The sequence below is a fragment of the Mycolicibacterium cosmeticum genome (assembly GCF_000613185.1).
GTDB lineage: Bacteria > Actinomycetota > Actinomycetes > Mycobacteriales > Mycobacteriaceae > Mycobacterium > Mycobacterium cosmeticum.
The window spans coordinates 2,125,760-2,144,112 of record NZ_CCBB010000003.1 but is presented as its reverse complement, the minus strand read 5'-3'; the positions used below and the strand labels follow the sequence as shown (position 1 = coordinate 2,144,112).

Genomic DNA, 18,353 nt, shown 5'->3' with positions numbered 1-18,353 from the left:
AGCAATATTTTCACGTTGCGTTGAGACTAGTTTCAACGTAGCGTGAAACTATGGCAACGTCCCCCCTGAAAACCTCGCTCAACGGGCCGCAGACCACCGGCCGCACCTTCAGCAATCTGAGCGAGCCGCAGTACGACATACGGCGCGACATCAACGTCGGCGTGCCGGTCCGTGACGGCGTCTCGTTGATGGCCGACGTACACCGGCCCGACGCCGACGGCCGCTTCCCCGCCCTGATCGCGGCGTCGCCCTACCCTCGACAGATCCAGGACCTCGGCGCACCGATGGGTTTCATCGAGGCCGGCAGCACCCCGTTCTGGGTATCGCGCGGCTACGCGCACGTGATCGCCAACCTCCGCGGGACAGGCGGATCGGGCGGCGAATTCGGTTTCTTCGACGGGCAAGAACGGCGCGATATGCACGACCTCGTCGAATGGGCCGCGGCCCAACCGTGGTGTGACGGCAATGTGGGGATGATCGGCATCAGCTACTTCGCGATGACCCAGCTGGAAGCCGCGGTCGAGCGGCCTCCGCACCTCAAGGCCATCTTCCCGCTGGCCGTCACCGCGGACCTGTTCGAGGCGGCCTCACACCACGGCCTGGTGAGTTCGGCCTTCATCACGCCGTTCCTGTCGATGATGGGGTTGACCGCCGCCCGCAGCGACGACTTCTGGCGCAGCGTGCCGCTCCAGATCGCCCGCAAGGTGCTCAACGTGGGCCCGCTGCACCGCAAGTTCGGCACGATGAACGGCGAGGCCGCGGTGACGCTGATGCACCAGCTGCTCAAACTGCCGCACGACCCGCACCCCTGGGATGACCTCTGGCTGGACGTGTCGGTCACCCACCCCGTGCGCGACGAGTGGTGGGACGACCGGGATCTCACACCGCTGCTGGGCAATATCGACATCCCCGTCTACCTGGGCTGCGACTGGGAGAACGTACCGCTGCACCTGCCCTCGACGTTCGTCACGTGGAAAGCGCTGGCGCACAACCCGAATGTGCAACTGGGCCTGCTCGACCGGTACGGCTTGACGTGGCCATGGGAAAGCATGCACACCGAGGCGCTGGCCTGGTACGACCACTGGCTCAAGGGTCGCGACACCGGGATCCTCGAGGGCGACCGGGTCCGGTACGCCCTTCCCGGTGACGAGTCTGCGGATTGGCACACCAGCCCGTCCTGGCCTCCGGCAGCGACGGCCACCGATTTCGTGCTGCGCGCCGACGGTGTTCTCGGCACGGACGAAGGACAGCCCGGCACAAGGGATTTCATGACGTTGGGGGCAGGGACCGGCCGGGTCAAAGCCGGCAAGCTCGACCCGCCGGCGGTGCTCACCTGGACATCGCCGGAGCTGCCGGCCGACCTGGATGTCGTCGGGGAGATCGAGCTGCGGCTCATCGCATCGGCCACCGCAGCCGACACGGCATGGCTGGCCACCCTGCAGGATGTGGCACCCGATGGCGAGGTGACCGATGTGACGGCCGGCTGGTTGCGGGCCGGCCTGCGTGAGGTGGACCCGGCCGCGAGTGCCCCCGGAGCACCGGTCCTGCCCTGCCGCAGACCCATCGCGGTCCCGATCGGCGAGCCCATCGAATATCGGATCCCGTTGGTACCCAACGCCCGACGATTCGGTAAGGGGCACCGCATCCAGCTGGTGCTGGCCGGCGATGACCAGGATCCGGACGTGCCCGCGATCATGAACTTCCGGCACGCGAGCGTGGGCACCAGCAGTCTGAACACCGTCACATCGGCGTCACGGCTGCTACTGCCCGTCCTCTGAGCGCCCGCCGGCCTTCGGCGCGGTCAGGTCGTACACCGTGTTGGTGCCGACCTTGACCGGCGTGAAATGGGCCTTCACCCAGTCCGAGATATCGGTGTGTACGTTGCGACCGAACGCGCCGTGGCCGTTGGAGTCGGGCAGGATGTAGTACCCGATCTGGTGGCCCGCCACATAGCCCTGGAACTGGCTCAGGGTGGGCACCGGGTCACTGCCGATGAATCCGCCGATCGCCATCACCGGTGTGCCGGTGGACAGTTCGAGCGACGCCGCCGCCGAGGACCGGTTGATGGCCGCCGACCAGGTGGTGCGGGTGTTCTTCAGCATCGTGTCGAGGTCCGCGTTGTCGGTCGGCTGGCCCCAGCCGTGCCGGCCGTCGGCGTGCGCCGGGCCGACCGCCGGTCCCCCACCGGTGTGCGGCTGACCGACGGTGGCCAGCGAGTACGCCGCCGAACCGGTGAGCGCGCCCAGCACGGCCACCGCCGTCGCCGCCGTCGCGAGCCGCCGCCGGCGCGGTGCGCCCAGCGCCCACAGCAGCGTGAGCGTGGCCGCCACGGTCACCGCGACGATCACCCATCGCAGCGGCGGCAACCAGCCCGCGTTGCGGCCCAGGATCCACCAGCTCCAACCGCCGGTCGCCAGCAACAACACGGCCAGACCGATCCGCCCGAACCAGCCGTCGCGGCGCCGCCACATCTCGTGCACGCCGATGGCGAACATGGCGGCCACCGCGGGCGCGAGCGACATGCAGTAGTACGGGTGCACGTTGGTCTTCATGAAACTGAGCACCAGACCGTCGATCAGCAGCCAGCCCCCGAACAAGATGGCGCCGGCCCGGACGATGTCGGTGCGGGGGGCGCGGCCACGGGAGGCCAGCACCAGCACCGTCGCCAGCAGCGCACCGACCAACAGCCACCCGATCTCGTAGCCGAACTCACCGGTGAACAGCCGGGGCAGGCCCTGCTGCTGGTCGCCCCAGCCGCCCATCCCGTGATGCGGTTGCCCGACGGCCTGCCCGGCCGCCGCACCGATCTGCGGTCCGCGCTGGAACCCGTAATTGTTGTGCCCGAGTACCCGACCGAAGCCGTTGTAGCCGAGGACCAGGTTCATGAAGTTGTTGTCGGTGGACCCCGCCAGATACGGCCGCGACGACGCCGGCCAGACCAAGGTCAGCACCACATACCAGCCGGCCGAGACCACAAACGCCACCAACGCCGCCAACAGATGCACCAACCGCCGCCGCACCCCCACCGGCGCGGCAACCAGATACACCAAGCCGATCGCCGGCAACACCATCAACCCTTCGAGCATCTTGGCCAGGAACGCGAACCCCAACGCCACCCCGGCCAACACCATCCACCGGGCCCCGTTTCGGTCCAGTGCCCGCACCGCGCAATAGGCAGCGGCCGTCATCAACAACACCATCGCCGCATCCGGGTTGTTGAACCGGAACATCAACACCGCCACCGGCGTCAACGCCAACCCGGCACCGGCCAACAGGCCCGCCCACCGCCCACCGATCCGGCGCACCGCCCCGTACAGCAACGCCACCGACCCGACGGCCATCAACGCCTCGGGCACCAACATGCTGGCACTGCTGAACCCGAACAACTGACCCGACAGGCCCATCACCCACTGCGACACCGGCGGCTTGTCCACCGTGATGAAATTGCGCGCATCCAGCGACCCGAACAGCAGCGCCTCCCAGTCCTGCGACCCGGCCTGAGCCGCCGCCGCATAGAACTGATTGCCCATCCCGTTGACCGTGATATGCCAGAGGTAGAGCACCGCGGTGCCGGCGAGCAGCAGTGGCAGCGCCCAGCGCTGGAGATTCCTCGGCTGCGCCGACGGGAAGTCAGGGTCGGCGTGGGTCGGCGGTACGAAGAACGTTGCGGTCGTTTGGGGTGTCACATAGCCATTGAGGACTGCAGACATGTGAACAAGCTGTGCGCGTCACCGGCCGCCGCTGTGACAGCAAACTCCATGGCGGCGTTGGCGCAACGTTCACCCGAGCGAGTCGACGAACAGCTTGTGCACCCGCCGGTCACCGGTCACCTCGGGATGGAACGCCGTCGCCAGCATCCGGCCCTGCCGCACCGCGACGGGATGGCCGCCGGCGCGGGCCAGCACCTCGACCTCGGGGCCCACCCGCTCCACCCAGGGCGCGCGGATGAACACCGCATGCACGTGGCCGTCCAGCCCCTGGAACGCGATGTCCTCTTCGAAGGAGTCGACCTGGCGCCCGAAGGCGTTGCGGCGCACCGTCATATCGATACCGTGCAACGGCTCGGCCCGCCGGCCTTCGGCGCCGGCATCCAGGATCTCGTCGGCCAGCAGGATCATCCCGGCGCAGGATCCGTAGGCCGGCATCCCGTCGGCCAGCCGGGCACGCAGCGGCTCCAACAGCTCGAACTCCCGCAGCAGATGGCTGATGGCGGTGGATTCGCCGCCGGGAATCACCAGGGCGTCAACCGATTTCATCTCCGCAACCCGGCGCACCGAGAGTGCGTCGGCGCCGGCTTCGCGCAGGGCGGCCAGGTGTTCGCGGGTATCGCCTTGCAGCGCGAGCACCCCGACCCGGACGGTCACTTGGTGGGCGGGACGAAATCCCGCTGGTACCGGGTCAGCCCCTCCTGCATGACCGCGGCGACCATCTCGCCGTACTGGTTGAACAGCTTGCCCTGGGTCAGTGCCCGGCCGCCGCACGCCGACGGCGACGACTGGTCATAGAGCAACCACTCGTCGGCCCGGAACGGCCGCATGAACCACATGGCATGATCCAGCGACGCGATGTTCAGGTGCTTGCGCTCCTCGAGGTGGTTCACCTGCGCCGAGCCGAGCAGGGTGAGGTCACTGAGGTAGGCCAGCGCGCAGATGTGCAGCACCGAGTCGTCGGGCAGCGGGTCGCGGTGGCGGAACCACACCTGCTGCTGGGATGCCTTGCCCGCCACCTTGGCGACCCGGTCCCGCGGCACGATGCGGACATCCCATTCGGCGAATTGAGCGAAACCGGCGTCGTCGAACGCACCGCCGGACCGGAAGCCGGGCAGGTCGTCCGGTCCGGGCGCGGCGGGCATCGCGTCCTGGTGCTCGATACCGCTCTGGTCGGCCTGGAAGGACGCCGACATGCTGAAGATGGTCTGGCCGTGCTGGATGGCACTCACCCGGCGGGTGCAGAACGATCCGCCGTCGCGGATCCGCTCGACGAGATACACCGACGGCGCACGGGCGTCACCGGGCCGCAGGAAGTACCCGTGCAGCGAGTGCACCTGGAACTTCGGGTCCACCGTGCGCACCGCTGACACCAGGGACTGGCCGGCGACGTGCCCACCGAACGTACGCTGCAGGAAGCCCGACTCCGGGCTGAATACCCCACCGCGATAGATGTTGACCTCGAGCTGTTCCAGGTCGAGGATCTCTTCAATCGCCACGCGTTGTGTTTACCAGCCGCGTTCGGCGAGCCTGTGCGGGACCGGGATGTCGTCGACGTTGATGCCGACCATCGCCTCACCGAGGCCGCGGGAGACCTTGGCCAGCACATCGGGATCGTCGTAGAAGGTGGTGGCCTTGACGATCGCCGCCGCGCGGGCGGCCGGGTCACCGGACTTGAAGATGCCCGAGCCCACGAACACGCCCTCGGCGCCCAGCTGCATCATCATCGCCGCGTCCGCCGGGGTCGCGATGCCACCGGCGGTGAACATCGTGACCGGCAGCTTGCCGGCCCGGGCCACCTCGACCACCAGGTCATAGGGGGCCTGCAGGTCCTTGGCCGCCACGAACAACTCGTCCTCGCTCAACGAGGTGAGCCGGCGGATCTCGGCGCCGATGGTCCGCATGTGGGTGGTGGCATTGGAGACGTCCCCGGTGCCGGCCTCCCCCTTGGACCGGATCATCGCCGCGCCCTCGGTGATCCGGCGCAGCGCCTCACCCAGGTTGGTGGCGCCACAGACGAACGGCACGGTGAAGCGCCACTTGTCGATGTGGTTGGCGTAGTCGGCCGGGGTCAGCACCTCGGACTCGTCGATGTAGTCCACACCCAACGACTGCAGGATCTGCGCCTCGACGAAGTGCCCGATGCGGGCCTTGGCCATCACCGGGATGGTGACCGCGTCGATGATGCCCTCGATCATGTCCGGATCGCTCATCCGCGACACCCCGCCCTGGGCGCGGATATCGGCGGGCACCCGCTCCAGGGCCATCACCGCCACCGCACCGGCGGCCTCGGCGATCCGGGCCTGCTCCGGGGTGACCACATCCATGATGACGCCGCCCTTGAGCATCTCGGCCATGCCGCGCTTCACCCGGGCGGTGCCGGTCTGGTTACCGTTGTTACCTGCCGCACCGATTTCCCGGTCGCTGCGCTCCTGCCCGCCGAAATCCATCGCAATCTCCTCCAGTTTTCTACTGATCCAGTCTAAAGGTGGCGCCAAATCAATTGGATCCGCAGCCTCAGCGGATCTGTTGAGGTTGCGTTCCGGGTCCCGCGCCGCGCACATCGGCGAGCTCGCCGGCCTGTGCCAGGAACTCGCCGAGCTGCAGCGGATACACGGACTCACCCTTGGCGACCAGCTCGTCGATCATTGTCGCATCGCACCAACGGTGGCCGTGAATGTAGCGGCGTTCCAGCGCGGTGTGGCCGGTGGCCACGGGTTCGAACCGGCCGGTGCGGTGCACGAAATACAGCTCCTCGCTGCGGACCACCGCGCCGTTGAAGTCGATGATGGCGTCCCGCCGCCACACCGGTCCGACCAGGTCGGCGGCGGGCACCCGCAAGCCGGTCTCCTCGAAGAGTTCGCGGGCCGCCGCGTCCGCCAGTTCCTCGCCGGGCTCGACGGCCCCGCCGATGGTGAACCACCAGAGTCGCGCGTCCTCGCCGTCGCGCGCCGGGTCGGATCCGCGGAACAACAGCACGTGGCCGTCCTCGTCGAGCAGCACCACCCGCGCCGAAACCCGCGTGCTGACCGATCCGGTGTCCCGCGCCGCCGGTCCGGCGCGTTCGGCGATCTCGAAATAGCTCGGCAGCGCCGCGGTGCCGCCGAGGTGCAGCAGCCGCACCATGGGCCGTTCGCGCAGCGCCAGGGTGTCCCGGACGGCGTCGTTGTGGAACCGGCGGGCCAGCAGCACCCGGGCCTCGGCATCGGCCAGTTCGGCGACCAGGGCCACCGGCAGAGCCGACGGGGCGACGGTGCCCAGCGCCGCGGACAGTTCGTTCTCGGCGGCTTCGCGTGCCGCGCGCGGGGCGCGTTCGGCGGCGTCGGCCAGCGCCGCCAGTCGCTTGCCCTCGGGCGCCTGCCCGAAGGCGTCGACGGCCACCGCCCGCGCCACCACCGCCCGCCGGGCCAGCGCGGCATCCAACGCCTGCCAGGACAGGTCGTACCGCACGTGCAGGCGGTCCAGCCGGTTGGCGGTCAGATAGGCCCACGAACCGGTGAGCAGGATCGCGGCGCCGATCAGCACCGCCAGCACGATCGTCAGGACCAGCACTAGTCGGCCACCCGCACGCGCACCCCGGACATCGCCACCGTCTCGTACACCCGCATGATGTCGGCGGCGACCACCGACCAGTCGTAGCGACGCACGACGGTGCCGGCCACCTCGACGTAGCCGGCCCGAAGGGTGTCGTCGCCCAGCACCGCGATCAGCGCATCGGCCAGCGTGCCGGCGTCGTCGACCGGGACCAACCGGCCGGCCCGGCCGTTGTCGAGCACGCGCCGGAAGGCATCCAGGTCGCTGGCCACCACCGCGGTGCCGGCCGCCATCGCCTCCACCAGCACGATGCCGAAACTCTCACCGCCGGTGTTGGGTGCGCAGTACACGTCGGCGCTGCGCAGCGCCGACGCCTTGGTGGCGTCATCCACCTGGCCGAGGAATCGCAGATGTCCGGCCAGCTCACCGGCCTTCTCGGTGAGCGCCAACGCGTCACCGCGGCCCACCACCAGGACCTCGATGTCCGGGAAGGCCGCGGCCAGCCGGGGCAGGGCGGCCAGCAGCACGTCCATCCCCTTGCGCGGCTCGTCGAAACGGCCGAGGAACAACACGCACCGGCCGGGGCGCGGGTAGCCGTCCAGCAGTGGTGCCGAGGCGAACGTCGCGACGGGCACCCCGTTGGGAATCTCGACGGCGTCGGAGCCCAGTGCCTCCATCTGCCAGCGCCGCGCCAGATCCGACACCGCGATGCGGCCCACGATCTTCTCGTGCCAGGGCCGCAGGATTCCCTGAAAGACGCTGAGGGTCAACGACTTCGTGGTGGAGGTGTGGAAGGTGGCGACGATCGGGCCCTCGGCGATCATCAGCGCCAGCATCGACAGGCTCGGCGCATTCGGCTCGTGCAGGTGCAGCACGTCGAAATCGCCTTGGCTGAGCCATTTCTTGACGGTGCGGTGGGTGGCCGGGCCGAACCGCAACCGGGCCACCGACCCGTTGTACGGGATGGGCACGGCCTTGCCGCCCGACACCACATAGTCCGGCACCTGCACATGCGGCGAGGACGGCGCCAGCACGCTGACCACGTGCCCCTGGGATCGGAACACCTCGGCGAGCTGCAGCACATGGGCCTGCACGCCCCCGGGGACGTCGAACGAATACGGGCACACCATCCCGATGCGCATCGACGCTCCCCTACCGGCCTTCGAGCCGGGCACGGCGCTCGTCGGAGAGGTCGGCCAGCCACTGCGGCTGCAGCATGTGCCAATCGGCCGGGTACTGCGCGATATTCGCCGCGAAGTGGTAGGCCAGCGCCTGGGTGATCACGGTGACGTCGCCCGAGGACGTGTCCAGGGGTGCGTGGATGCGGGTGCCCCAGCCGTCACCGGAGAACCAGCAGTGCGTCGGTAGCAGCGCCGCACCGGTCTCCAGCGCCAGCCGGGCCGGGCCGGCGGGCAACCGGGTGGCCTCACCGAAGAACTCCACCTCGATACCCGAGCGCGTCAGGTCACGGTCGGCCATCAGGCACACCAGCCCGTTGCCGCGCAGCCGGTCGGCGAGCACCTCGCCGGGCGGGCGGGCCCCACCGTTGAGCGGCAGCACCTCGAAACCCAGGCTCTCCCGGTAGTCGACGAACCGCTGGTACAGCGACTCCGGCTTCAGTCTTTCGGCGACGGTGGCGAACCGGCCGTACGTGTTGGTCAGCCACACGCCGGCCATGTCCCAGTTTCCGCTGTGCGGCAGGGCCAGCACGGCGCCTCGGCCGGCCGCCAGGGCGTCGGCGACATGCCCGTCGCCCTCGACCAGTTCCTGCAGCCGGGCGGCGAGCACCCGGTGGTCCATCGACGGCAGCCGGAACGCCTCCCGCCAGTACCGGGCGTAGGACGCCAGCGACGCCCGGATCAGGCTGCCGGGCACCTCGGCGGGCCGCACCCCCAGGATCCGGGCCAGGTTCTTGCGCAATTGCTCGGGTCCGCCACCACGGGCCGCGTACCGCGCACCGGCCTCGAACATGTTGCGGGCGGCGAATTCCGGCATGGCCCGCACGACGCGCCAGCCCGCCGCGTACCCGAGGTCGGTGAGCTCACCACCCAGCGGTACCCGCAGTCCACGCACCTTGGGCAGCCCGGCCGACGGTGTGCTCACTCTTCGCCCACCTCGGTCGCCGGGGGCGCCGGGGTCAGCGGGTCCATGGCGCCCGGCGACGTCCGCACCGCATGCAGCCGCTGGGCGACGGTCACCACGCTGGCCAGGGCCAGCAGCCACATGGCGATCTCCAGGATCAGCGGCACGCCGAACAGGCCGCTCAACCCGGCACCGGTCAGGGTGATGATGAGCCGTTCCGGACGTTCGATGATGCCGCCGTCCCCGCGCAGGCCGCTGGCCTCGGCGCGGGCCTTGATATACGAGATGACCTGCGAGGTCACCAAGCAGATCAGGATGGCCACCACCAGCTGGGCGTTGTGCATGCCGAACGCCGCCCACCAGGCCAGGCCACAGAACACCGCACCGTCGGCGATCCGGTCGCAGGTGGCGTCCAGCACCGCCCCGAACCGGCTGCCGCCGCCGCGCTCTCGGGCCATCGCCCCGTCGAGCATGTCGGCAAGCACGAAGAACCACACCACCAGCGCGCCGTACCAGAGCTGGCCGATCGGGAACAGGGTCAGCGCACCGAGAACCGACGCGGCGGTGCCCAGCACCGTGATGCTGTCGGGGGTGAATCCGGCGCGCAGCGCCGCCCTGGCGACCGGTCGGGACAGCTTCACGTACGCCGCCCGGGTCATCAGGTAGAAGTCGCTCATTTGCCGGACTGCCCCGTCACTGGGCTCTGATTCGCCCACTCGGTGGCCAGCAGTTCGCGCGTGTCGCGCAGCAGCTGCGGGATCACCTTCGAGCCACCGATGATGGTGATGAAGTTGGCGTCACCGCCCCAGCGCGGCACCACGTGCATGTGCAGGTGCTCGGCCAGCGACCCGCCGGCCGACGTACCGAGGTTCAGGCCGACGTTGAAGCCGTGCGGCCGCGACACCGCCTTGATGACGCGAATCGCCTTCTGGGTGAACGCCATCAGCTCGGCGCTCTCCTCGGGGGTGAGGTCCTCCAGTTCGGACACCCGCCGGTAGGGCACCACCATGAGATGGCCCGGGTTGTACGGGTACAGGTTGAGCACCGCGTACACCAGCTCACCGCGGGCGACCATCAGGCCGTCCTCGTCGGCCATCTGCGGGATGTCGGTGAACGGTTCCGATGACAGCGCCGACCCGGCGCCCTTCTTCATCGGCGACTCGGCGATATAGCTCATCCGGTGCGGGGTCCACAGCCGCTGCAGATGGTCGGGATCGCCGACACCGGTGTCCACGATCCGCTCCCCTTCGGTCATGCGCGTCCCCCGCACGCTTCGCTCACGCGTCCACCTTGAACAGGTCGGCGTTGGGCGTCGCATTCTCCCGACGGGCGACCCAGTCGGCGATGGCCGCCACGGCCGCCTCCCGGGGCACGCCGTTGACCTGGCTGCGGTCCCCGAACCGGAAGGAAACGGCCCGCGACTCGATGTCGGTGTCTCCCGCGAGCAGCATGAACGGCACCTTCTGGTTGGTGTGGTTCACGATCTTCTTGGCCATCCGGTCGTCGCTGGCATCCACCTCGACCCGGATGCCGAGCGACTTCAGTTCGGCGGCAATCTCTTCCAGATACGGCACGTGCTTGTCGGCGACCGGCACCCCGACCACCTGCACCGGCGCCAGCCAGGCCGGGAACGCCCCCGCGTAATGCTCGGTGAGCACGCCGAAGAACCGCTCGATCGACCCGAACAGCGCGCGGTGGATCAGCACCGGCCGTTGCCGGCTGCCGTCGGCGGCGGTGTACTCCAGCTCGAACCGGTCGGGCATGTTGAAGTCCAGCTGGATGGTCGACATCTGCCAGTGCCGGCCCAACGCGTCCTTGACCTGCACGGAAATCTTGGGTCCGTAGAACGCCGCGCCGCCCGGGTCCGGCACCAACGCCAGCCCGGACCCCTCGGCCACTTCGCGCAGCGTCGCGGTGGCTTCCTCCCACAGCTCGTCGGATCCGACCGACTTCGCCGGATCCCGGGTGGACAGCTCCAGGTAGAAGTCGTCCAGTCCGTAGTCCGAGAGCAGGTCCAGCACGAACTGCAGCAGCGAGGCCAGCTCGTCGCGCATCTGCTCGCGGGTGGTGTAGATGTGCGCATCGTCTTGCGTCATGCCGCGCACCCGGGTCAGGCCGTGCACGACGCCGGACTTCTCATACCGGTACACCGACCCGAATTCGAAGAGCCGCAAGGGCAATTCGCGGTAGGACCGGCCACGGGACCGGTAGATCAGGTGGTGCATCGGGCAGTTCATCGGCTTCAGGTAGTAGTCCTGGCCGGGCTTGCGCACACTGCCATCCGGGTTGTACTCCGCGTCGATCTGCATCGGCGGGAACATGCCGTCGGCGTACCACTCCAGGTGGCCCGACGTGATGTACAGGTGCTCCTTGGTGATGTGCGGCGTGTTGACGAACTGATAGCCGGCCTGCTCGTGCTTGCGCCGCGAGTAGTCCTCCAGCTCCTTGCGGATGATGCCGCCCTTGGGATGGAAGACGGGCAGGCCGGAGCCGAGCTCGTCGGGGAAGCTGAACAGGTCGAGCTCCACCCCGAGCTTGCGGTGGTCACGACGCTGCGCCTCTTCTATGAGTTCCAGATGCCGGTCCAGCGCCTCCTGCGATTCCCACGCGGTGCCGTACACGCGCTGCAGGCTGGCGTTGTTCTGGTCGCCGCGCCAGTACGCCGCGCTGCTGCGGGTCAGCTTGAACGCCGGGATGTACTTCGTGGTGGGGATGTGCGGTCCGCGGCACAGGTCACCCCAGATGCGTTCCTTGGTGCGGGCGTTGAGGTTGTCGTAGGCGGTCAGCTCGTCGCCCCCGACCTCCATGACGTCGGGGTCGCCGGACTTGTCGTCGACGAGCTCCAGCTTGTAGGGCTCGTCGGCCAGTTCCTGGCGGGCCTGCTCCTTGGATTCGTAGACACGCCGGGAGAACAGCTGACCGTCCTTGACGATCTTGGCCATCCGCTTCTCCAGCTTGGCCAGGTCCTCCGGCGTGAACGGCTCGGCGACATCGAAGTCGTAGTAGAAGCCGTCGGTGATCGGCGGACCGATGCCCAGCTTGGCCTCCGGGAACAGCTCCTGCACGGCCTGGGCCAGCACATGCGCCGCCGAGTGCCGGATGACGCTGCGGCCGTCCTCGGTGTCGGCGGCCACCGGGACCACCTCGACATCGGCGTCGGGCGCCCAGGACAGGTCACGCAGCCGGCCGTCGGCGTCCCGCACCACCACGATGGCGTCCGGCGCGCCGCGTTCGGGAAGGCCGGCAGCGCGGACGGCCGCACCAGCGGTGGTCCCGGCAGCGACCCGGATCGGGGCTGCGGGGGCGGGGCTGGCGGCGGCGCTCATCGGGAACTCTCCTCAGGCAGGTACACAGAACGCGACCATGCTATCGGGGTGGGTCAGTCGGAGCCGATACCGATCGGGCTCTTCAGCCAGGGTGGTTCGAAGCCGATCAGATCGCCGAGCCAGTAGAGGGCGCCCAGACCCCAGAGGCTGGCCACCACCACCAGCCCGGTGAAGGCCGCACTCAGGGCTTTCACGGCGATGTGCTGGCGGGCGAACCAGGCCATCACCGTGTCGTACCGTTGCTTCACCCAGTGCAGCGCCACCTGGGCGGCGCGGAATTCGGTGGCCAGGATGGCCAACCCGAGGAAGACGATCGCCCATCCCGGACCGGGGTACGGGATGGCGATGATGCCGACGGCCAGCACCAGCAGGCCCACCACCCCGACGACGACGCGGTACACGAAATCGGCGACGGGCCGTTCCCGCAGCCGGTCGCGCCAGCGCGCCCAGCGCCGCTTGACCGCCGAATACTTCGACTCGGTCACGGCTGCCCCGGCTTGAGCCGGATGAACAGCGCGTCGGCCTCGGTGAGCAACTCGTCACCGTCCAGCAGTCGGCCGCTGACGAAGATCTTGCGCCCGTCGATCCGGTCGATTCCGGCGTCCACCCGCAGCTCCTTCTCGATCGGGACGATCTTGCGGTAGTCGATGCCCAGGTGCGCGGTGCGCTGGAACGGGCTCTTGGTCAGTTTGGCGGTGGTGAAGCCCAGCAGCGAATCGAACAGCAGTCCCAGCGCACCTCCGTGCACGGCACCGTTGCGGCCCAGATGGAAGCGCCGGAACCGGGCCGTCCCACCGATCCGGCCGTCCTCGGTCACCACGAGGTTCACCGGCACCGACAAGACGTTGCCGCGATTGGGCAGGTCCATCCGCCGGCCGGACGGGGAATGCCATTCGTCGGCCTCGTAGGGCGCCAGCAGCGCCGACACCTTTTCGATCAGATCCGCGGCCTCGGTGATCACCGCGTCGGGCGCGTCGGCGGCGCGGGCGTGGTCCTGCAGTGTGCGCACCGCGTCGACGAACCGGCCGTAGTCCGGCCCGCCCTTGGTGGTGGGCTCAGGCGGGTTGAAGCCGCCGCCGGGGTGCGTCGCTGGGGTCACCACACCCGCCACGTTATTGCACGGTGGGCCGCGCGTATGCGCTGGACGGGCGAATCCGCTTGCAGCGCCGCTCCATTGCCGGATGCCCTCCCCGGATTGACTTATGACCGGCGTCACACTAACGTGATTGAAACGTTTCAATCATTCCGTCCGCTCGTTCGCCGCCGTCGCGGCCGACACCGGCGCTAATCTGAGGACGCTATGCGAATCGCCCTGTTCGCGACCTGTCTGGCGGATGCGCTTTTTCCGCCCGCCGCCATCGCCACCGTCGCCCTGCTGGAAAGACTAGGCCACGAGGTGGTGTTCCCCACCGGTCAAACCTGTTGCGGGCAAATGCATATCAACACCGGCTATCTCGACGAGGCCACCGCGGTGGTGCGCCATCACGTGGACGTGTTCGAGGCGGCGGGTTGTGACGCCGTCGTGGCCCCGTCCGGATCGTGTGTGGGTTCGGTGCGTCACCAGCACGCCATGGTGGCCCGGCGCGCCGGTGACGAACGGCTGGCCGCCCGCGCCGAAGCCGTCGCCGCCCGCACCTTCGAACTCTCGGAACTCCTCGTCGACGTGCTCGGCGTCGACGATGTCGGGGCCTACTACCCGCACCGGGTCACCTACCACCCGACCTGCCACTCGTTGCGCATGCTGCGCGTCGGCGACAAGCCGCTGCGGCTGCTGCGCAACGTCCGCGGGTTGACGCTGGTGGAGTTGCCGGCCGCCGACTCGTGCTGCGGTTTCGGCGGCACCTTCGCCCTGAAGAACGCCGACACCTCGACCGCGATGCTCGCCGACAAGATGACCAACATCCTCGGCACCGGCGCCGAGGTGTGCAGCGCCGGGGACTCGTCGTGTCTCATGCACATCGGGGGCGGGCTGAGCCGGCTGCGCGTCGGCGTGCGCACCGTGCACCTGGCGGAGATCTTGGCCGGCCAAGGCGCGGGCTCGTGACGTTCCTGGGCACCCCCGGCGTCGTCGGGAATCTACGCGGCGACGTGCCGTTCCCCCGGGCCGCGCGCACCGCGCTCGACAATGCCCAGTTGCGCCGCAACATCGGTCACGCCACCCACACCATCCGCGCCAAACGCCTTGCCGCCGTAAGTGAATGCGATGACTGGGAAGAGCTGCGCGCCACCGGAAGCGCCGTCAAGCAGGATGTCATGGCCCGGCTGCCCGAGCTGCTCGAGCAATTGGAGCACAACGTCACCGCCCGCGGCGGGGTGGTGCACTGGGCGCGCGACGGCGCCGAGGCCAACCGCATCATCACCGCGCTGATCCGCGAAACCGGCACCGGCGAGGTGGTGAAGGTCAAGTCGATGGCCACCCAGGAGATCGGGCTCAACGAGCACCTGGAAGCCGAGGGCATCGCGGCGTTCGAGACCGATCTGGCCGAACTGATCGTGCAACTCGGCCATGACAAACCCAGCCACATCCTGGTGCCGGCGATCCACCGCAACCGCGCCGAGATCCGCGAGATCTTCACCCGCGAGATGCCCGGGGCCGGTGAGCTGACCGACGATCCACGGGTGCTGGCGATGGCCGCCCGGGCCCATCTGCGGCGCAAGTTCCTCACCGCGAAGGTCGCCGTCAGCGGCGCGAATTTCGGTGTGGCCGAGACCGGTACACTCGCCGTGGTCGAGTCGGAGGGCAACGGCCGGATGTGTCTGACCCTTCCGCAGACGCTGATCACCGTGATGGGCATCGAGAAGATCATCCCGACGTTCACGGATCTGGAAGTGTTCATGCAACTGCTCCCCCGGTCTTCGACCGCGGAGCGGATGAACCCGTACACCTCGATGTGGACCGGGGTCCATCCCGGCGACGGCCCGCAGAGCTTCCACCTGGTGCTGCTGGACAACGGCCGCACCCGGGTGCTGGCCGACGAGGTGGGACGCGCTGCGCTGCACTGCATCCGGTGCAGCGCCTGCCTCAACGTGTGCCCGGTGTACGAACGCACCGGTGGCCACGCGTACGGGTCGGTGTATCCCGGGCCGATCGGGGCGATCCTGTCCCCGCAACTGACCGGCACCACGGGGCACGACGACCCCAACGCCAGCCTGCCCTATGCGTCGTCGTTGTGCGGGGCGTGTTTCGACGCCTGCCCGGTGCGCATCGACATCCCCTCGATCCTGGTGCATCTGCGGGCCCAGCAGGTGGATTCGGAAAGGGGGGTAAGGGGCGGGCTGCCGGGCGGGCAGGACCTGGCGATGAAGGCCGCGGGTTGGGCGATGTCGGCACCCGGCCGCTTCGCGCTGGCCGAGAAGGCCCTCGGCGCGGGCCGGCTGCTCGCCGGCAAGGATCACCGCATCGCCGCCCTGCCCTGGCCGGCGTCGAAATGGACCGCCAGTCGCGATATCCCCGAACCGCCGAAGGAGACCTTCCGGCAGTGGTGGGAGCGTACCCACGGGAGCGACTCATGACGGACGCACGGGCGGCGGTGCTCGGCCGGATCCGGGCGGCGCTGGCGGGTGCACCTCCGGAAACCGTTGTGGTACCGCGGGAATACGCGCGAGATCCGCTCACCGGCCCGCCCGACGTCGAGCGCTTCGCCGAGGCCGTCGCCGAGTACCGCGCCAGGGTGCACCGCGTCACCGATATCGCGGCGACGGTGCGCGGGCTGGTCACGCCCGATGCGACCGTGCTGGTGCCCGCCGATATCCCGGCCGAGTGGGTGACCGGCGTGCACACCGTCGCCGACGCTCCCCCGCTGGACGTTTCGGCGCTGGACCGGGCCGATGCCGTGCTCACCGGCTGCGCCGTCGGCATCGCTGCGACCGGGACCATCGTGCTGGACGCCGGATCCGCCCAGGGCCGCCGGGCGCTGACCCTGGTGCCCGATCACCACATCTGCGTGGTGCGCGCCGGGCAGATCGTCGACACCGTGCCGCAGGGCTTCGCCGCACTGGACCCGACCCGGCCGCTGACCTTCATCTCCGGGCCCAGCGCCACCAGTGATATCGAGTTGGAGCGGGTCGAAGGGGTGCACGGCCCACGGACGCTGGACGTGCTGATCGTGCCGTGAGTCCGGAGTGCGGGTGAGTGCGAATGCCCGCCTCCGAGCGACTTTTCAGCGACAACTCTCCAATGATATTGCGGCGGTGCGCAATCGGTGACACCTGTCGGTGGGTCCACGTAGTATGAACACATGTTCGAACCGGCCGAGGCGGATGCCGCAGCGCTGATCGACGCGCTGCGCGCAGCCACCCGGGCCGAAGCGGTGGCGGCGGCAGACCGATTGGCGGTCATCGCCACGATCGTGGCGCACCACTGCGATGACGAGGACGACGTGATCGCCCATGCCGCGATCGACGGCTGGGAGTACGCCACCGCCGAGGTATCGGCCGCCTGCGGGATGTCCAAGCAGGCCGCCTCCGGTCAGATGCGCATCGCCGTCGCGCTGCGGGACCGGCTACCCAAGGTCGGGGCCCTGCTCGCCGCCGGCGAGATCTCGGCCAAGATCGCCGCCGCCATCACCTGGCGCACCCGGCTCGTGATCCACGACGAACCCCTGGCGCTCATCGATGCCGCGCTGGCAGGCATCGCGGCGCACCTCGGGACGTTGTCCCAGAAGGGACTGGAGGACGCCATCGATGTGTGGATCGAGAAGTTCGATCCATCCGCCGTGCACGGCACCCGCTGCGCCGCACGCTCGCGGTACCTCGAATTCGGCGGTGCCGACGATCTCGCCGGCACGGTCGGTGTCTACGGGCGGTTGTTCGCCACCGATGCCGCCGCCCTGCGGGCCCGCCTCACCGCGATCGCCGCCACCGTGTGTGACGACGACCCGCGCACCACACCCCAGCGGATGGCCGACGCCCTCGGGGTGCTCGGCGCCGACCCAGATGCCGAACGGCTCGCCTGCCTGTGCGGGAACCCGGATTGCCCGGCGGCACAGAAGGATCCGCGTTCAACCGCGGTCACGGTGTACGTACTCACCGACTCGGCACCGCCATCGGCTCCACCTCGCGACCCCGACCTGCACGGTGACGGGTCGCGCCGCCCGGACCCCGTGGCGACCGTCGCCTCCCCCGGTGTGCTCATCGGTGGCGGCGTGCTGCCCGGCCCATTGCTCACCGAACTCGTGGCCACCGGCGCCCGCATCACGCCCCTGGCCGACCCCGCCGATCTGCCCGCCGTGCCCGGCTATCGCCCAACCACGAAGATCGCCACCTGGGTACGCATCCGGGATCTCGTCTGCGTCTTCCCCGGCTGCAACCGCTCCGCCCAGCATTGCGACCTCGACCACAGCGTGCCCTGGCCGGCCGGGTCCACCCACCCCGGCAATCTGTCGGCCACGTGCCGCACCCACCACCTCCTCAAGACCTTCGGCGGCTGGACCAAACATCAGCACCCCGACGGATCACACACCTGGACCAGCCCCACCGGCCACGCCTACACCACCGTGCCGCTGAGCCGAATCCTGTTCCCCGACCGACCCCTTGACACCCCGGCACCACCCGCACCGGTCAGCGAAACCACCGACCGGGGCCTGGCCATGCCGCAACGCCGCCGCACCCGCGCCGAGACGCGCGCCGCCCGCATCCACGCCGAACGACGACTCAACCAACACACCATCGACGAGAACGCCGAACCCCCGCCGTATTGACGGCG

At 69.3% G+C, this 18,353-nt stretch carries 17 protein-coding genes; 5 read left to right on the top strand and 12 right to left on the bottom strand.

Features of this window, described 5'->3' with window-relative positions:
- The first annotated feature begins 50 nt into the window (after positions 1-50).
- Positions 51-1,778, top strand: a complete 1,728-nt coding sequence (locus BN977_RS29640; protein WP_024455826.1) for a CocE/NonD family hydrolase — start codon at positions 51-53, stop codon at positions 1,776-1,778.
- On the opposite strand, the gene BN977_RS29635 is transcribed toward BN977_RS29640, so the two are convergent.
- The 12 genes from BN977_RS29635 to BN977_RS29580 form a co-directional block, all read right to left on the bottom strand.
- Complete coding sequence (locus BN977_RS29635) at positions 1,761-3,710, bottom strand: glycosyltransferase family 39 protein (RefSeq protein WP_036403610.1); 1,950 nt, start codon at positions 3,708-3,710, stop codon at positions 1,761-1,763. The two genes, BN977_RS29640 and BN977_RS29635, sit on opposite strands and share 18 nt — an antisense overlap.
- A gap of 69 nt (positions 3,711-3,779) precedes the next feature.
- Positions 3,780-4,364, bottom strand: a complete 585-nt coding sequence (gene pdxT, locus BN977_RS29630; RefSeq protein WP_036403607.1) for a pyridoxal 5'-phosphate synthase glutaminase subunit PdxT — start codon at positions 4,362-4,364, stop codon at positions 3,780-3,782.
- Positions 4,361-5,206: an acyl-CoA thioesterase II gene (gene tesB, locus BN977_RS29625; RefSeq protein ID WP_024455930.1), complete on the bottom strand. Its 846-nt coding sequence runs from the start codon at positions 5,204-5,206 to the stop codon at positions 4,361-4,363. The genes pdxT and tesB overlap by 4 nt, the downstream gene beginning before the upstream one ends.
- 9 nt (positions 5,207-5,215) lie before the next feature.
- A complete protein-coding gene (pdxS, locus tag BN977_RS29620) occupies positions 5,216-6,157 on the bottom strand; it encodes a pyridoxal 5'-phosphate synthase lyase subunit PdxS (protein WP_084172719.1) in 942 nt (313 codons plus the stop codon).
- A 67-nt stretch (positions 6,158-6,224) separates the two neighbouring features.
- Positions 6,225-7,259, bottom strand: coding sequence for an NUDIX hydrolase (locus tag BN977_RS29615; protein WP_024452550.1), 1,035 nt, complete (start codon positions 7,257-7,259; stop codon positions 6,225-6,227).
- Positions 7,259-8,383, bottom strand: a complete 1,125-nt coding sequence (locus BN977_RS29610; RefSeq protein ID WP_036403604.1) for a glycosyltransferase family 4 protein — start codon at positions 8,381-8,383, stop codon at positions 7,259-7,261. The genes BN977_RS29615 and BN977_RS29610 overlap by 1 nt, the downstream gene beginning before the upstream one ends.
- Before the next feature lie 10 nt (positions 8,384-8,393).
- A complete protein-coding gene (locus tag BN977_RS29605) occupies positions 8,394-9,344 on the bottom strand; it encodes a phosphatidylinositol mannoside acyltransferase (RefSeq protein WP_084172718.1) in 951 nt (316 codons plus the stop codon).
- Positions 9,341-10,000, bottom strand: coding sequence for a phosphatidylinositol phosphate synthase (gene pgsA / locus BN977_RS29600; protein WP_036403602.1), 660 nt, complete (start codon positions 9,998-10,000; stop codon positions 9,341-9,343). The genes BN977_RS29605 and pgsA overlap by 4 nt, the downstream gene beginning before the upstream one ends.
- A complete protein-coding gene (locus BN977_RS29595; RefSeq protein WP_024452546.1) occupies positions 9,997-10,578 on the bottom strand; it encodes an ATP adenylyltransferase in 582 nt (193 codons plus the stop codon). Before BN977_RS29595 ends, pgsA begins: the two co-directional genes overlap by 4 nt.
- 22 nt (positions 10,579-10,600) lie before the next feature.
- A complete protein-coding gene (thrS, locus tag BN977_RS29590; protein WP_024452545.1) occupies positions 10,601-12,649 on the bottom strand; it encodes a threonine--tRNA ligase in 2,049 nt (682 codons plus the stop codon).
- A 53-nt stretch (positions 12,650-12,702) separates the two neighbouring features.
- A complete protein-coding gene (locus BN977_RS29585) occupies positions 12,703-13,134 on the bottom strand; it encodes a TIGR02611 family protein (RefSeq protein ID WP_024452544.1) in 432 nt (143 codons plus the stop codon).
- Positions 13,131-13,751 (bottom strand): PaaI family thioesterase, encoded by a 621-nt coding sequence (locus BN977_RS29580; protein WP_036404889.1) that lies wholly within the window; start codon positions 13,749-13,751, stop codon positions 13,131-13,133. The genes BN977_RS29585 and BN977_RS29580 overlap by 4 nt, the downstream gene beginning before the upstream one ends.
- Before the next feature lie 198 nt (positions 13,752-13,949).
- Here BN977_RS29580 and BN977_RS29575 point away from each other — a divergent pair, with 198 nt between their 5' ends.
- The 4 genes from BN977_RS29575 to BN977_RS29560 all read left to right on the top strand — a co-directional run bounded on the left by BN977_RS29575 (position 13,950) and on the right by BN977_RS29560 (position 18,348).
- Positions 13,950-14,693, top strand: coding sequence for a (Fe-S)-binding protein (locus tag BN977_RS29575; RefSeq protein ID WP_024452542.1), 744 nt, complete (start codon positions 13,950-13,952; stop codon positions 14,691-14,693).
- Complete coding sequence (locus BN977_RS29570) at positions 14,690-16,162, top strand: LutB/LldF family L-lactate oxidation iron-sulfur protein (protein WP_036403598.1); 1,473 nt, start codon at positions 14,690-14,692, stop codon at positions 16,160-16,162. The genes BN977_RS29575 and BN977_RS29570 overlap by 4 nt, the downstream gene beginning before the upstream one ends.
- Positions 16,159-16,764, top strand: a complete 606-nt coding sequence (locus tag BN977_RS29565) for a LutC/YkgG family protein (protein WP_036403595.1) — start codon at positions 16,159-16,161, stop codon at positions 16,762-16,764. Before BN977_RS29570 ends, BN977_RS29565 begins: the two co-directional genes overlap by 4 nt.
- A gap of 123 nt (positions 16,765-16,887) precedes the next feature.
- Entirely contained in the window at positions 16,888-18,348 is a 1,461-nt protein-coding gene (locus BN977_RS29560) for an HNH endonuclease signature motif containing protein (protein ID WP_036403592.1), read from the top strand.
- Positions 18,349-18,353 lie beyond the last annotated feature (5 nt).